We start from the raw sequence: 14,278 nt of genomic DNA on the forward strand, positions 1-14,278 counted from the left end.
AAGGCCGGTAGAACCTTTGGCGGTGGCGCGGTTCATAGCGGTTAAGTGCGGTGTGGCATTTTTAGTGCTAAAACTCTAACCGCTGGTTAAAACTACAAAAGGAATCGGTGATGACGGTGGCTTTCTGGTGTGTGTTGATCGCAATTTTCCTGCCTTATCTGTGCACGGGGGTGGCCAAGTTCAGCGGCGGCAAGTTCGGGCCTCGGCAGAACCATGACCCTCGGGCTTTCCTGGACACCCTCGATGGGTTCGCCAAACGCGCTCACAGTGCGCAACTCAACAGCTTTGAAGTGACGCCGGCATTTGCGGCGGCAGTGATCATTGCGCACTTGGCCGGCACGGCATCACTGGTGACCATCAATGTGCTGGCGGTGCTGTTTATCACCAGTCGGCTGCTGTACATCATTTGCTACCTGGCAGACTGGGCGATGCTGCGTTCGCTGGTCTGGGCATTGGGCATGGCATTGATCGCGAGTTTCTTTTTTGTCTCGATCTAAGGCCTGATGCGATTTCATCGTGTGAGCTGGCTTGTTGTGCCGATCCAGTTTGTTGTGGCGAGCGGGCTTGCCCCGCGTTGGGGCGCGAAGCGCCCCTAAAATCGGACACCCAGTTCCTCCTGAAAGAGCTCGGCGCCTCTATTGGGGCTGCTTCGCAGCCCAACGCGGGGCAAGCCCGCTCGCCACACGGGCGTGCTCAACACCATGAATCGCGTCTATCAAAAGCACTCAGGTACCGGCAGGCGCATCCGGCACCTGCGGCAACGCTGCGCCTTTAGGCCACAGCATCCAGATCTGGCCCTGCTGTTTCATATTCCCCGCCAACTCGCCCGCGGCATCACCGGTGCCCCAGAACAGGTCTGCGCGCACTTCGCCGGTGATTGCACCGCCGGTGTCCTGTGCGGCCACGGGCCGGGCAATGGGCGAGCCGTCAGGTTGGGTGGTCGACAGCCATAACAGGCTGCCCAGCGGAATCACCTTGCGATCCACCGCCACGCTGTAGCCAGCCGTCAGCGGCACATTCAGTGAGCCGCGCGGGCCTTCATTGCTGTCCGGGCGAGCGCTGAAAAACAAGTAGCTGGGGTTGCTCGCCAGCAGTTGTGGAATGCGTTGCGGGTTAGCCTTGGCCCAGGCGCTGATGGCGCCCATGGTCACGTCTTCTTTTTTCAACTCACCTTGCTCTACCAGCCAACGCCCGATCGGGCGGTACGGGTAGCCGTTCTGGTCGCCATACCCCACACGCAGTTGGCGACCGCCGGCGAGTTGAATGCGGCCCGAGCCCTGGATCTGCAAGAACTGCAGGTCCATCGGGTTGGTCAGCCAGGCAATCGGTTTGGCGGCGGAGCCTTGGCCATTGATGGTGCTGGCGTCGTCATAAGGCTTGAGCACGCGCCCCTCAAGGCGGCCGCGCAGGCGCTTGCCCTTGAGTTCCGGGTAGATGCTTTCCAGGTTGACGATGATCAGGTCATCCGGCACGCCGTACACCGGCACATGGGCAGTGGCGGTTTCGGTCAGGCTGCCGGGGTAGACCGGTTCGTAGTAGCCGGTGATCAGGCCGTTCGGCGTGTTGTCGGCCGAGCGCAGGCCGAACACATCCAGGCGCTCCTTGAGAAAGCTGCGCACTGCCGGGGCGTTGCCCGGCACGCTGGTCGCTGCTGCGCAGGTCGCGCCCCAGATCGGGTCGGCCTTCAGGCGTTGGCAGGCGCTGCGCCAGGATTCAAACCCGGCGAGCAGGTCGCTGTCGGAAACAGCCGGCAAGGCTTCCCACGGTGCACTCACATACGTGGCGACAGCATGGGGCTTAACGGTTTCATCTTTGCCGGCGTCTTTGTTGCCATCGCAGCCGGCCAGCAGTGCAATGATCGGCAGAGCCCACGCCAGGCGGCGGCTCCAGGGTTTCAAGGTGACATTCATACAAACACTTCCTGAAGCGATTGCCCGCGCCGCAGCACGTTTGGGCAACCCTTATTATTAATAGGGCTATTGGTCTTTACGGGCGGGGCGAGGATACTGGCCGCCGTTCCCGTGACCTGAAGCCATCATGACTTTTAAAACACTGACCGTTGTATTGCTGGCCTGCCTGACGTTATCCGCTTGTGGCGGTGTTGATCCGAATTCACCTCTGGGTCAGCGCAAGGCAATCTTCAAGCAAATGCTCAAGACCGGTGAAGACCTGGGCGGCATGTTGCGTGGGCGCATTCCTTTTGATGGCGCGAAGTTCGCCGAAGGCGCGGTCAAGCTTGACGCGTTGTCCCACGAGCCTTGGAAGCATTTCCCGAGCGTGCGCGAAGAAGATCACACCAGCGCCAAGGACAGCGTGTGGCAACAACAGGCACGGTTCCAGGCGTTGGCCCGAAACCTTGAAACGGCCACCGGTGAGCTGGTGATCGCCAGCCAGGTGCAGCCTTACAAAGCCAGCAACCTGGGGCCTGCGGTGCAGAAAGTCGAAGATGCCTGCACGGCTTGCCATAAGCAGTTTCGGGATCACTGACCGGGTTTACTGGTCGAGTTCTTCAACAGCGTCCTGCAGCTCTTTGCGTGACTGCGCCAGCTTGTCTTTACGCTTGTTGATCTTGTCCGCGTCACCCTTTTTCATCGCCTTGTCGAGGTCGGCCTGACGGCGGCTGACTTCGTGCTTGGCGTCGAGCACCTTGTTTTCGCGTTCTTTTCTCAGGGATGCATCGGTGCAGTTGGCGGTGACTTCGCTCAGGGCTTTTTCAAGGCCAGCCTGTTGTTCGCTGTTGCCGTGTGCCTTGGCTTGCTCGATCTGAGTGCTGATGGCTTGGCGCTTGGCGGCGCAGCCGGTGAGTTCCGGCACCTCTTCGGCGGCCAGCAGCGGTGTCGCCATGAAGCTTGCAACCGTTAACAAGGCAAAAGGGGCAAGAAATTTCATAAAGGCTCCAGGGTGCAATCAAATGGCAGGATGAATTCTGCCGTTGGTTAAAAAGTGGTCGGGCCAGGTTAGAACCCGTCTATCCCCGCCTCGCGGAGTGTCTGAGCCAACGCCTGTACCTGCGGGTCGCGAAAAAAGGCGCTCAATTGCGCTGCGCGGCCCGGGCCGATGCCATCGGTGGCCAGCCAGGCCTGGGTGTCTCTGGCGGCCAGGGTCTGCCAGCCGCCGTCCAGGTCGTTACGTGCCGAGGGCGGTACACCCAAGGCTTTGAGCCATTGTGCAAAGGGACGTTGCCGAGCGTTTTGAATGCTTTCGAGCATCCGCGCGCGGCTGCGTTCGCCTAAGCCGTCAATGTTAGCAAGCTCTGCCGCATCCAGGGTCAACCAATCGAGAATGCCGGCGATTAGACCGGCCTGGATCAATATGTTCCAGGTTTCGCGGCCAATATGCGGCATGGCCAGGCCTTGATTGCCGCTCAGCCAGGTCAGGCGGGCCAGCAATTGCTTCTCGCAACCGGGGTCCAGTTGCCAGCAGCTCAAGGCGTGAAAGTCTCGGGCATCGGGCGCTCGTACTTCCACCCTGTTTTCGTTGCGCAGGATCACGTGCTCCAACCGGGGGATCACATGGCCGGCAAGGCTGATGGACACCTGATCGCCGGGGCGGATATCCAGCACCTGCCAGCGTTTCAGGGAGCCGACGCTCACGCGGTGAATGTGCCGGTCATCCAGTCGCACCGGTTCCAGCTCAAGAATGGGCGTAATGCGCCCGGTGCGGCCGATGTTGAACCGCACTTTACGTACCAGCGCGAGCGCTTTGGCGGCCGGGTATTTCCAGGCCACCGCCCAGTAGGGAGCACTGGCTTGCCAGCGTTTGGCGGGCGCATGCACAGCCTGGTGCAATACCACGCCATCGCTGGCAAAAGGCAGCGGGTGGTTGTACCAGTAACTGCGCCAGTGTGAGGCTTCAGCGATGTTTTGAATGCGCTGGCTGTAGCGATGGCTATCGGTGAAGCCCCAGCGTGCCAGGGTGTTCAGGCGCTCGTTGAAGTCGGTCGGGCCGTCGGGCCAGGCCCAGACAAAAAGCCCGATCCCCGCGGCATCGGTGTCGCTCAACTGAAGGCGGTTCATCAGCCCGGCCATCTTGCTGCGAGCATTCAGCCCGCCCTGTGTCGCCTGCACATGAGCGTCGAGGCGCCAATAGAGTTCGCCTTGCAGCACCAGGTCGATGGGCTCCGGCAGTTGCTGGACAATGCCGGGGATCCGGCGTGCGGCAGTCGACCAATCCTGGCCGAGGCGTCCGTCACCTCGGCTGATAAGCCGGCTCAACCGGCCCTGACGATAGACCAGCGTCACCGCAACACCATCGACCTTGGGTTGAATCCATACGTCTTGCCGGGTCCTGAGCCAGTCATCGACCGCCTGTTCATCCAGTAACTTTTCAAGGCCGGTATGCGCGACCGGGTGAGGCCGTGTGCCCCGCGAGCTGGCGAGTGGCTTGTCAGCCGTCAGGCTGTTGTTGGGGAAACACGTTCGCCAGTGGTCCAGGCGGTGGCGCGCCTGATCGTAGAGTTCATCGCTGACCGGGGATTGGCCGAGCCGGTGGTAGCTGTCATCCCACAGCGTGATCTGCCTGGCCAGCGCGCTGACCTGTGACCTGGCGTCCTCGGGACAGTCTTCTGCCCACACCAGAAAGGGCAAGGCACTGAGTAACAGAGCAATCAATAAACGCATCATGAGCATCCTTGCTCGGAAGGGGCGCCCAGCCTAAGTGATCCAGGCGGCCACAAAAAAGCCCCGACAGTGCGGGGCTTTTTACCGGGTGTTTCGAACTACTTGAACAGATCGCCCAACGCTTTCACCGCGTCGTTCTTATCCATCTTGGCTTCCTGTGTTTGCTGCCTGGCGTCGGCTTTGGCTTGGGCGTCGGCCAGTTTGTTACAACTTTTGACCTGCTCTTGTGCGGCGTTAAAAGCCTGCACGCTCAGCAAGTCGTTGTTGGCTTGCGGCTGGCAGTCGCCGGGTTTGCCTCCCGGTTGAGTGCTCAGGGCGCCAGACGCGTGATGCCTGTCGCGCAGGCAATAAAAAAGCCCCGCCGGGCGAACCCGCGGGGCTTTTGGGGGAGCGCGTGCTTACAGGCCGGCGGCAGTGCGCAGGTCGTTGGCGCGGTCGGTTTTTTCCCAGGTGAACGTGGTGAAGGTGTCGTCGCCGACAGTCTTCTGCGCAGGGGTACGGCCGAAGTGGCCGTAGGCTGCGGTTTCCTGGTACATCGGGTGCAGCAGGTCAAGCATGGTGGTGATCGCGTAAGGGCGCAGGTCGAAGATCTCGCGCACCAGCTTGACGATTTTGTCGTCGCTGATCTTGCCGGTGCCAAAGGTGTTCAGCGAGATCGACGTAGGCTGGGCCACACCGATAGCGTAGGAAACCTGAATCTCGCAACGCTCGGCCAAGCCGGCCGCGACGATGTTCTTGGCCACATAACGACCGGCGTAGGCCGCCGAACGGTCAACCTTGGATGGGTCTTTACCCGAGAACGCGCCACCGCCGTGACGGGCCATGCCGCCGTAGCTGTCGACGATGATCTTGCGGCCGGTCAGGCCGCAGTCGCCCACCGGGCCACCGATGATGAACTGGCCAGTCGGGTTGATGTGGAACTGGGTGTCCTTGGTCAGCAGTTCGGCCGGCAGCACGTGCTTGACGATCAGCTCCATTACGCCTTCGCGCAGGTCGGCGTAGGACACGTCCGGGTTGTGCTGGGTCGACAGTACAACGGCGTCGATACCCACCACCTTGCCGCCTTCGTAACGGCAGGTCACCTGGGATTTGGCATCCGGGCGCAGCCACGGCAGCAGGCCGTTTTTGCGAGCCTCGGCCTGACGTTGCACAAGCTGGTGCGAGAAGGTGATCGGCGCCGGCATCAGCACCTCGGTTTCGTTGCTGGCGTAGCCGAACATCAGGCCCTGGTCGCCAGCGCCCTGATCTTCAGGCTTGGCGCGGTCCACGCCCTGGTTGATGTCGGGCGACTGCTTGCCGATGATGTTCATCACGCCGCAGGTCGCGCCGTCGAAGCCGACGTCGGAACTGTTGTAGCCAATCTTGGTGATGACGTCACGGACGATCTGTTCCAGATCGACCCACGCGGTGGTGGTGACTTCACCGGCGATGATCGCCACGCCCGTTTTCACCAGAGTCTCGCACGCCACACGGGCGAACTTGTCTTCAGCAATGATGGCGTCCAGCACCGCATCAGAAATCTGGTCGGCGATTTTGTCCGGATGCCCTTCAGACACGGACTCGGAGGTGAAAAGGGAGTATTCGCTCATCTCGATGTTTTCCTGATATTTACCGATGGTGAGTGTCGCCAGCCGGCCGCTGAAAATGGCGGACCTGAATCTGGAAACCATTACGTAAACCTACATAGAGGCTTTCCCCGGGAACGAGTCCCGCAGCGGTGGCCCAACGGGCCAGATCGTCCTGTTCAAAACCCAACCAGAGATCACCGCAGGCCTCCTTGGCCCAATTCTGGTTGTGGCTGCATAAATCTGTGACCAGCAGGCTACCGCCGGGTTGCAGCAAATTTGCCATCTGCTTGAGGGCGTCGGCGGGGGCGGCGAAATGGTGCAAGACCATGTTCAACACCACGCAATCGGCCCGCAGGTTTGTGTCATTCAACGCGTCCGCCAGCTGCAGGCTGACATTGCCCAGCGCCTCGCGCTCGCACAACTGGCGCGCCAGTTCGAGCATCGCCGGGCTGTTGTCCAGCGCCGTCACCTGCTTGAAGCGGCGCGCCAGCTCCGGCAGGAAACCGCCATCGCCAGGGCCCACTTCCAGCGCTGTGGCCGAATGACTGAAGCCCAGTTTGTCCAACAGCGCCAGTACGCTTTCGCGGTATTGCGGCAAGCCGGCAATCAGGTCTTGTTGGGCGCGAAACTTCTCGGCGACCCGTGAGAAAAAATCCTGACTGGCGGCGGCGCGTTGCCCATGAACTTGGCTGATGCGTGACTGCACGTCGCCGGGCAGGCCCAAACTGTCCACCTCTTCCAGCAGCGCGGCGTGCAGTTTGCCGCCGAGCAGCTCGGTGTGGGGCAGGGCGCGACGGTAAAAAATCGCATTGCCTTCGCGGCGGGTGGCCACCAGGTCAGCCTGGGCCAGGACCTTCAAGTGGTGGCTCATGCCGGACTGGCCAATGGCGAAGATCTGTGCCAGTTCCAGTACGCCGAAAGAGTCGTTGGCCAGTGCGCGCAATACGTTCAGGCGTAACGGATCACCCGCGGCCTTGCACAAGGCTGCCAGTTCATCGCCGTCGTCAGGACGCAGGGAGGGCACGGGTAGGTTCATAAGGCCAGCAGTCTAGTGACGGGTGGATATCCCCGCAAGGTCAATATCAAAAAGTTTTGATATTGGTCGATAATCGGTAGTTATAAGCAGCCGCTATAACCTTTAGACGAAGCGGTCAGGCTTTTCTGCAGGCGATTGGCGGGCAAACCGCAGGAAAAACACCTCAAGTGACTATCTGTGATTGCCCGCAGGCGGTGGCTGAGGGAAAATGCCGATCCTTTTTTCCGTTTCTTTTAAGCAACCCCAGGAGATCAGCGATGCCCAGCCGTCGTGAGCGTGCCAACGCCATTCGTGCCCTCAGCATGGATGCCGTGCAAAAAGCCAACAGCGGCCATCCCGGTGCCCCGATGGGCATGGCGGATATCGCCGAGGTACTTTGGCGTGACTACCTGAAACACAATCCAAGCAACCCGTCGTTCGCCGACCGTGACCGCTTCGTGCTGTCCAACGGCCACGGCTCGATGCTGATCTATTCGCTGCTGCACCTGACCGGCTACGACGTCACCATCGATGACCTCAAGAGCTTCCGCCAGCTGCACAGCCGCACCCCGGGTCACCCGGAATTCGGCTACACCCCAGGCGTCGAGACCACCACCGGTCCGCTGGGCCAGGGCCTGGCCAATGCTGTTGGCTTCGCACTGGCTGAAAAAGTCCTGGGCGCGCAGTTCAACCGCCCTGGTCACAACATCGTCGACCACCACACCTATGTGTTCCTGGGTGATGGCTGCATGATGGAAGGCATTTCCCATGAAGTGGCGTCCCTGGCCGGTACCCTAGGCCTGGGCAAGCTGATTGCCTTCTACGACGACAACGGTATCTCCATCGACGGCGAAGTCGAAGGCTGGTTCACCGACGACACGCCAAAGCGTTTCGAAGCCTACAACTGGCAAGTGATCCGCAACGTCGACGGCCACGATCCGGAAGAGATCAAGACCGCCATCGACACCGCGCGCAAGAGCGAGCAGCCGACCCTGATCTGCTGCAAGACCACCATCGGTTTCGGCTCGCCGAACAAGCAAGGTAAAGAAGACTGCCACGGCGCCCCACTGGGTGACGCGGAAATCGCCCTGACCCGTGAAGCGCTGAAGTGGAACCACGGCCCGTTCGAAATCCCGGCTGACATCTATGCCGAGTGGAACGCCAAGGAAAAAGGCCTGGCGACCGAAGCCGAGTGGGACCAGCGTTTTGCGGCCTACTCCGCCGAATTCCCAGAGTTGGCCAACGAACTGGTGCGTCGCCTGGCCGGTGACCTGCCTGCCGACTTCTCGGAAAAAGCCTCGGCCTACATCGCCGAAGTGGCGGCCAAGGGCGAGACCATCGCCAGCCGTAAAGCCAGCCAGAACACCCTGAACGCCTTTGGCCCGTTGCTGCCGGAGATTCTCGGCGGTTCGGCTGACCTGGCCGGTTCCAACCTGACCCTGTGGAAAGGTTGCAAGGGTGTCTCGGCCGAAGACGCCAGCGGCAACTACATGTATTACGGCGTGCGCGAGTTCGGCATGAGCGCCATCATGAACGGCGTGTCCCTGCACGGCGGCCTGGTGCCTTACGGCGCGACCTTCCTGATGTTCATGGAATACGCGCGCAACGCCGTACGTATGGCCGCGCTGATGAAGAAACGCGTGATCCATGTGTACACCCACGACTCCATCGGCCTGGGCGAAGACGGCCCGACGCACCAGCCGGTCGAGCAACTGACCAGCCTGCGTACCACGCCGAACCTGGATTGCTGGCGCCCAGCCGACGCGGTCGAATCCGCCGTGGCCTGGAAGCACGCCATCGAGCGTAAGGACGGCCCTTCGGCGCTGATCTTCTCGCGTCAGAACCTGCAGCACCAAGTGCGTACCGACGCGCAGATCGCTGCGATCAGCCGTGGTGGCTACGTGCTCAAGGACTGCGTTGGCGAGCCGGAGCTGATCCTGATCTCCACCGGTTCCGAAGTCGGTCTGACCGTTCAGGCCTACGACAAGCTGACTGCCCAGGGCCGCAACGTGCGCGTTGTGTCCATGCCGTGCACCAGCCTGTTCGAAGCCCAGGACGCCGACTACAAGCAATCGGTTCTGCCGTTGCAGGTCAGCGCGCGCATCGCCATCGAAGCGGCTCACGCCGACTACTGGTACAAGTACGTGGGCCTGGAAGGCCGCGTGATCGGCATGACCACTTACGGTGAGTCGGCGCCGGCGCCAGCGTTGTTCGAAGAGTTCGGTTTCACCCTGGAAAACATCCTGGGTCAGGCTGAAGAACTGCTGGAAGACTAAGTCAGTCTGCGTTGTCTGTACTGGCGCTATCGCGGGCAAGCCCGCTCCCACATTCGATCTCGGTCTAAGGTGGGAGCGGGCTTGCCCGCGATGGCGTCAGAACATTCAACACCGAACTAACATTGATCGAGAACCCCATGCCCCAACCGCGTCCCTACAAAGTTGCACTCAACGGCTACGGCCGCATTGGTCGTTGCGTCTTGCGTGCTCTGTTTGAGCGAGGGGCGGCGGCAGGGTTTGAAATTGTTGCGATCAACGACTTGGCCGACATGGCCAGCATCGAATACCTGACACGCTTTGACTCCACCCACGGCCGGTTTCCCGGCGAAGTGCGCGTAGAAGGCGACTGTCTGCATATCAATGGCGACTGCGTGAAAGTCCTGCGCAGTGCCACCCCCGAGGGCATCGACTGGGCGGCGCTGGGCGTCGACCTGGTGTTGGAATGCTCCGGTGCTTACCACACCCGTGCCGATGGCCAGCGTTTTCTCGACGCCGGCGCACCGCGTGTGCTGTTTTCCCAGCCGATGGCCAGCGAGGCGGATGTCGACGCCACCATCGTCTATGGCATCAACCAGGATTGCCTGACCGGCAACGAGCTGCTGGTGTCCAACGCCTCCTGCACCACCAACTGCAGTGTGCCGCTGTTGCGCCTGCTGGATCAGGCGATTGGCCTGGATTACGTGTCGATCACCACGATTCACTCGGCGATGAACGACCAGCCGGTCATCGACGCCTATCACCACGAAGACCTGCGCCGCACGCGTTCGGCCTTCCAGTCAGTGATTCCGGTGTCTACCGGCCTGGCGCGAGGTATCGAAAGATTGTTACCGGAACTTGCCGGGCGAATTCAAGCCAAAGCCGTACGGGTGCCGACGGTGAACGTGTCTTGCCTGGACATCACCATGCAGACTGTCAGCGACACTGACGCGACGGAGGTCAACCGGATTCTGCGCGACGCCGCCACCAGCGGCCCGCTCAAGGGTTTGCTGGCCTACACCGAGTTGCCGCATGCCAGTTGCGATTTCAACCATGACCCGCATTCGGCGATTGTCGATGCCAGCCAGACCCGCGTTTCCGGCCCCAGGCTGGTGAACATCCTGGCCTGGTTCGACAACGAATGGGGGTTTGCCAACCGAATGCTGGATGTTGCCGAACATTATCTGCACATCGCCTCCACACAACCTCAACAGTAATTCAGGAACTGCGACCCATGACCGTGTTGAAGATGACCGACCTCGATCTGCAAGGTAAGCGCGTACTGATTCGCGAAGACCTCAACGTCCCAGTCAAGGACGGTGTTGTCACCAGCGATGCGCGAATCCTGGCCTCGCTGCCGACCATCAAGCTGGCCCTGGAAAAAGGCGCGGCCGTGATGGTCTGCTCCCACCTGGGTCGTCCGACCGAAGGTGAGTTCTCCGCCGAAAACAGCCTCAAGCCGGTAGCCGATTACCTGAGCAAGGCCCTGGGCCGCGACGTGCCGCTGGTGGCTGACTACCTGGGCGGCGTTGACGTCAAGCCAGGCGATATCGTGCTGTTCGAAAACGTGCGCTTCAACAAAGGCGAGAAAAAGAACAGCGACGAACTGGCCCAGCAATACGCGGCCCTGTGCGACGTGTTCGTGATGGACGCCTTCGGCACCGCGCACCGCGCCGAGGGTTCGACCCACGGCGTGGCCAAGTTCGCCAAAGTCGCCGCCGCCGGCCCACTGCTGGCCGCAGAGCTGGATGCACTGGGCAAGGCCCTGGGCGCTCCGGCGCAGCCAATGGCGGCCATCGTGGCCGGTTCCAAAGTGTCCACCAAGCTCGACGTGCTCAACAGCCTGAGCCAGATCTGCAACCAATTGATCGTCGGCGGCGGCATTGCCAACACCTTCCTGGCCGCCGCCGGCCACCCGGTGGGCAAGTCCCTGTACGAGCCGGACCTGCTCGACACCGCGTGTGCCATCGCGGCCAAAGTCAGCGTGCCGCTGCCGGTGGACGTGGTGGTTGCCAAGGAATTCGCTGAGAGCGCCGAAGCCACCGTCAAGCTCATCGCCGACGTGGCAGCCGACGACATGATCCTGGACATCGGCCCGCAAACCGCGGCCAACTTCGCTGAACTGCTGAAGTCGTCCAAGACCATTTTGTGGAACGGTCCGGTTGGCGTGTTCGAGTTCGACCAGTTCGGCAACGGCACCAAAGTACTGGCCCACGCCATTGCTGAAAGCTCGGCTTTCTCCATTGCCGGGGGTGGCGACACCTTGGCGGCCATCGATAAATATGGCGTTGCTGACCAGATCTCCTACATTTCTACCGGTGGCGGCGCGTTCCTCGAATTCGTCGAAGGCAAAGTGCTGCCGGCCGTTGAAGTGCTGGAAACTCGAGCCAAAGGCTAAGGCTCGTGATCCGGAAAAGGAGTATTCCCATGATCAAGTCGTTGGCACTGGTGATCGCGGCGGGCCTGTTGGCCGGCTGCGGCAGCACGCCAAGCGCGAAGCCTGCCACTGCAGAGCCTGCGCCTACGCAGAAAAAGAGCTGCTACCAGGCTGACTGGCAAGCCGAAACCATGCCGGTGATCAACAAGCGCATCGGCAACGAGCGGCTGGAGCAATACGACGCCGCGCCCAACGGTCAGGAACAGGGTTGCCCTTGACGGGTCTGATCAACTAACCGACAGCTTTGGCGGCCTTTTGGGTCGCCGTTCGAGGATTGGCAATGAAAGGCGTTTTCGCCCTGGCAGCCCTGGCCTTGTTGGCCGGCTGCAGCAGCATGAATATGTTCAACAAGGCAGAGCCGGCCGACAAGTGGACCACCTGGACGTGCGACAGCAAGGCCGAGGTCAACTGGCGCTTTGCCAACCAGGCGCGTTCCGAGGTGGATGTACGCCTCGGCGGTTCGGACCAGGTTTATCGTCTTAAACAGGACGTTGCTGCCTCGGGCGTGCTGTACAGCAACGACCAGTTGGCGTTTCACCAAAAAGGTGAGGAAGGCCTGATTTACTGGGTCGCCACCGATGATTTGATTGGGCGAGGCTGCAAGGCCCAGTAACACAGAACGCGATCTCTCATGTGATGAGATCCAAATGTGGGAGCGGGCTTGCTCGCGAAAGCGGTGGGTCAGGTAAGCATCAGGTAGCTGATACACCGCCTTCGCGAGCAAGCCCGCTCCCACAGTAGATCCGGTTCCAAAGTGACATGGATTTTGAATCGGACACTGCAATAACGATTCAGCAGGCCAAGCCTTAACCCCTTGATCTGCAATAACTTGAATAGCAGCCGCCGCTACGGCAGGCTTGCACGATTAACGACCCACGATCGGGAGAGACAACACAATGGCACTTATCAGCATGCGTCAAATGCTGGACCACGCAGCCGAGTTCGGCTACGGCGTCCCAGCCTTTAACGTCAACAACCTTGAGCAGATGCGCGCCATCATGGAAGCCGCTGACAAGACCGACTCCCCAGTGATCGTTCAGGCTTCGGCCGGTGCCCGCAAATACGCCGGTGCCCCCTTCCTGCGTCACCTGATCCTGGCCGCCATCGAAGAGTTCCCGTACATCCCGGTGTGCATGCACCAGGACCACGGCACCAGCCCTGACGTGTGCCAGCGCTCCATCCAACTGGGCTTCAGCTCGGTGATGATGGACGGCTCCCTCGGCGAAGATGGCAAGACCCCAACCGACTACGAGTACAACGTACGCGTGACCCAACAAACCGTGGCCATGGCTCACGCCTGCGGCGTTTCGGTTGAAGGCGAGCTGGGCTGCCTGGGTTCGTTGGAAACCGGCATGGCCGGCGAAGAAGACGGCATCGGCGCTGAAGGCGTGCTGGATCACAGCCAGATGCTGACCGACCCGGAAGAAGCCGCTGACTTCGTGAAAAAGACCCAAGTTGACGCCCTGGCCATCGCCATCGGCACCAGCCACGGCGCTTACAAGTTCACCAAGCCGCCTACCGGCGACGTGCTGGCCATCGACCGCATCAAGGAAATCCACAAACGCATCCCGAACACCCACCTGGTGATGCACGGTTCTTCCTCGGTGCCGCAAGAGTGGCTGGCGATCATCAACCAGTACGGTGGCGACATCAAAGAAACCTACGGCGTGCCGGTTGAAGAAATCGTCGAAGGCATCAAGTACGGCGTGCGCAAGGTCAACATCGACACCGACCTGCGCCTGGCGTCCACCGGTGCGATGCGTCGCCTGATGGCCACCAACCCGAGCGAATTTGACCCACGTAAATTCTTCGGTGCCACCGTGACCGCGATGCGCGACGTGTGTATCGCTCGTTACGAAGCGTTCGGTACGGCCGGTAATGCTTCGAAGATCAAGCCGATCTCCCTGGAAGCGATGTACCAGCGTTACCTGAAAGGTGAGTTGAACGCTAAGGTGAACTGAGCCTCAGGCGTTTAAACAAAAGCCCGCAGTGATGCGGGCTTTTTTGTGGCTGGAAATTGATTAGACACTTTTAAGTGACAGGAGGCTCACCAGATGAATCGTTCGCTTCTGCACTAACTGATAGGGGGAGGCGGCTGTTTTCTGTACAAGTATAAATAGACTGCAATTGACACTGACGCTGTTAAAAAAGCCATGCATGCAGCCAAAATAAAAGGCGCTGGGCGACCGCCTGCGATTATTAGCAGTGTCCCTAAGGAAGGTCCAATTATAACGCATAGCATTTGGATACTTCTGAACGACATGGAGACTCTTCCGATATTTTCAGAAGGGCATAATTGTTGGAGGATTATGTTTGAAGATATTATTAATATCTCATAGCTAAAGCCATTCACAAACCAAACAAACGGATAGAGGTAAGCTCTACCA

13 protein-coding genes and 1 pseudogene are annotated in these 14,278 nt (G+C 60.4%); 8 read left to right on the forward strand and 6 right to left on the reverse strand.

The genetic code is table 11. The annotated features are described in order from the left end of the window. Positions 1-110 precede the first annotated feature (110 nt). Positions 111-497, forward strand: a complete 387-nt coding sequence (locus tag L8K08_RS21550) for an MAPEG family protein (protein WP_106575634.1) — start codon at positions 111-113, stop codon at positions 495-497. Between the two features lie 228 nt (positions 498-725). Here the strand turns inward: L8K08_RS21550 and L8K08_RS21555 are convergent, their stop codons facing one another. Next, complete coding sequence (locus L8K08_RS21555) at positions 726-1,910, reverse strand: MltA domain-containing protein (protein WP_242199850.1); 1,185 nt, start codon at positions 1,908-1,910, stop codon at positions 726-728. Positions 1,911-2,037: 127 nt separating this feature from the next. Between L8K08_RS21555 and L8K08_RS21560 the strand changes: the two genes are divergently transcribed. Continuing rightward, positions 2,038-2,487 carry a cytochrome c gene (locus L8K08_RS21560; RefSeq protein WP_145157640.1) on the forward strand — a complete coding sequence of 150 codons (450 nt, stop codon included), beginning with the start codon at positions 2,038-2,040 and terminating at the stop codon, positions 2,485-2,487. 6 nt (positions 2,488-2,493) lie between these two features. Here L8K08_RS21560 and L8K08_RS21565 read toward each other — a convergent pair whose 3' ends face one another. From L8K08_RS21565 to L8K08_RS21585, 5 genes and pseudogenes are all read right to left on the reverse strand, one after another. After that, a complete protein-coding gene (locus L8K08_RS21565; protein WP_145157637.1) occupies positions 2,494-2,889 on the reverse strand; it encodes a DUF1090 domain-containing protein in 396 nt (131 codons plus the stop codon). 68 nt (positions 2,890-2,957) lie between these two features. Further along, on the reverse strand, positions 2,958-4,622 hold the full coding sequence (gene ligB, locus L8K08_RS21570; protein WP_242199852.1) for an NAD-dependent DNA ligase LigB: 1,665 nt from the start codon (positions 4,620-4,622) through the stop codon (positions 2,958-2,960). Between the two features lie 95 nt (positions 4,623-4,717). Further along, positions 4,718-4,942, reverse strand: a pseudogene (locus L8K08_RS21575) (hypothetical protein); the annotation flags it as partial. Positions 4,943-5,017: 75 nt separating this feature from the next. After that, entirely contained in the window at positions 5,018-6,208 is a 1,191-nt protein-coding gene (metK, locus tag L8K08_RS21580; protein ID WP_099234792.1) for a methionine adenosyltransferase, read from the reverse strand. 19 nt (positions 6,209-6,227) lie between these two features. Continuing rightward, positions 6,228-7,223: a metalloregulator ArsR/SmtB family transcription factor gene (locus L8K08_RS21585; protein ID WP_242199854.1), complete on the reverse strand. Its 996-nt coding sequence runs from the start codon at positions 7,221-7,223 to the stop codon at positions 6,228-6,230. A gap of 257 nt (positions 7,224-7,480) precedes the next feature. Here L8K08_RS21585 and tkt point away from each other — a divergent pair, with 257 nt between their 5' ends. The 6 genes from tkt to fba all read left to right on the forward strand — a co-directional run bounded on the left by tkt (position 7,481) and on the right by fba (position 13,852). Further along, positions 7,481-9,478 carry a transketolase gene (gene tkt / locus L8K08_RS21590; RefSeq protein WP_124418633.1) on the forward strand — a complete coding sequence of 666 codons (1,998 nt, stop codon included), beginning with the start codon at positions 7,481-7,483 and terminating at the stop codon, positions 9,476-9,478. Positions 9,479-9,615: 137 nt separating this feature from the next. Further along, entirely contained in the window at positions 9,616-10,671 is a 1,056-nt protein-coding gene (epd, locus tag L8K08_RS21595; RefSeq protein WP_106575626.1) for an erythrose-4-phosphate dehydrogenase, read from the forward strand. A 17-nt stretch (positions 10,672-10,688) separates the two neighbouring features. Then, a complete protein-coding gene (locus L8K08_RS21600) occupies positions 10,689-11,852 on the forward strand; it encodes a phosphoglycerate kinase (protein ID WP_242199856.1) in 1,164 nt (387 codons plus the stop codon). Positions 11,853-11,881: 29 nt separating this feature from the next. Then, the gene (locus L8K08_RS21605) at positions 11,882-12,109 is read left to right on the forward strand and encodes a hypothetical protein (protein WP_242199857.1); all 228 of its coding nucleotides are present in this window, start codon (positions 11,882-11,884) and stop codon (positions 12,107-12,109) included. A 62-nt stretch (positions 12,110-12,171) separates the two neighbouring features. Then, positions 12,172-12,504: an MliC family protein gene (locus L8K08_RS21610; RefSeq protein WP_119737525.1), complete on the forward strand. Its 333-nt coding sequence runs from the start codon at positions 12,172-12,174 to the stop codon at positions 12,502-12,504. A 283-nt stretch (positions 12,505-12,787) separates the two neighbouring features. Continuing rightward, entirely contained in the window at positions 12,788-13,852 is a 1,065-nt protein-coding gene (fba, locus tag L8K08_RS21615) for a class II fructose-bisphosphate aldolase (RefSeq protein ID WP_242199858.1), read from the forward strand. The last annotated feature ends 426 nt before the right edge of the window (positions 13,853-14,278 follow it).

This window comes from Pseudomonas sp. TREG-RG-20F-10-E-6-01, assembly GCF_022662455.1.
Lineage (GTDB): Bacteria > Pseudomonadota > Gammaproteobacteria > Pseudomonadales > Pseudomonadaceae > Aquipseudomonas.

Coding starts and splice junctions, on each gene's coding strand:
- L8K08_RS21605 (WP_242199857.1), top strand. CDS start 11,882: ATGATCAAGTCGTTGGCACTGGTGATCGCGGCGGGCCTGTTGGCCGGC.
- epd (WP_106575626.1), top strand. CDS start 9,616: ATGCCCCAACCGCGTCCCTACAAAGTTGCACTCAACGGCTACGGCCGC.
- L8K08_RS21555 (WP_242199850.1), bottom strand. CDS start 1,910: ATGAATGTCACCTTGAAACCCTGGAGCCGCCGCCTGGCGTGGGCTCTG.
- tkt (WP_124418633.1), top strand. CDS start 7,481: ATGCCCAGCCGTCGTGAGCGTGCCAACGCCATTCGTGCCCTCAGCATG.
- fba (WP_242199858.1), top strand. CDS start 12,788: ATGGCACTTATCAGCATGCGTCAAATGCTGGACCACGCAGCCGAGTTC.
- L8K08_RS21565 (WP_145157637.1), bottom strand. CDS start 2,889: ATGAAATTTCTTGCCCCTTTTGCCTTGTTAACGGTTGCAAGCTTCATG.
- ligB (WP_242199852.1), bottom strand. CDS start 4,622: ATGATGCGTTTATTGATTGCTCTGTTACTCAGTGCCTTGCCCTTTCTG.
- L8K08_RS21585 (WP_242199854.1), bottom strand. CDS start 7,223: ATGAACCTACCCGTGCCCTCCCTGCGTCCTGACGACGGCGATGAACTG.
- L8K08_RS21550 (WP_106575634.1), top strand. CDS start 111: ATGACGGTGGCTTTCTGGTGTGTGTTGATCGCAATTTTCCTGCCTTAT.
- L8K08_RS21600 (WP_242199856.1), top strand. CDS start 10,689: ATGACCGTGTTGAAGATGACCGACCTCGATCTGCAAGGTAAGCGCGTA.
- metK (WP_099234792.1), bottom strand. CDS start 6,208: ATGAGCGAATACTCCCTTTTCACCTCCGAGTCCGTGTCTGAAGGGCAT.
- L8K08_RS21560 (WP_145157640.1), top strand. CDS start 2,038: ATGACTTTTAAAACACTGACCGTTGTATTGCTGGCCTGCCTGACGTTA.
- L8K08_RS21610 (WP_119737525.1), top strand. CDS start 12,172: ATGAAAGGCGTTTTCGCCCTGGCAGCCCTGGCCTTGTTGGCCGGCTGC.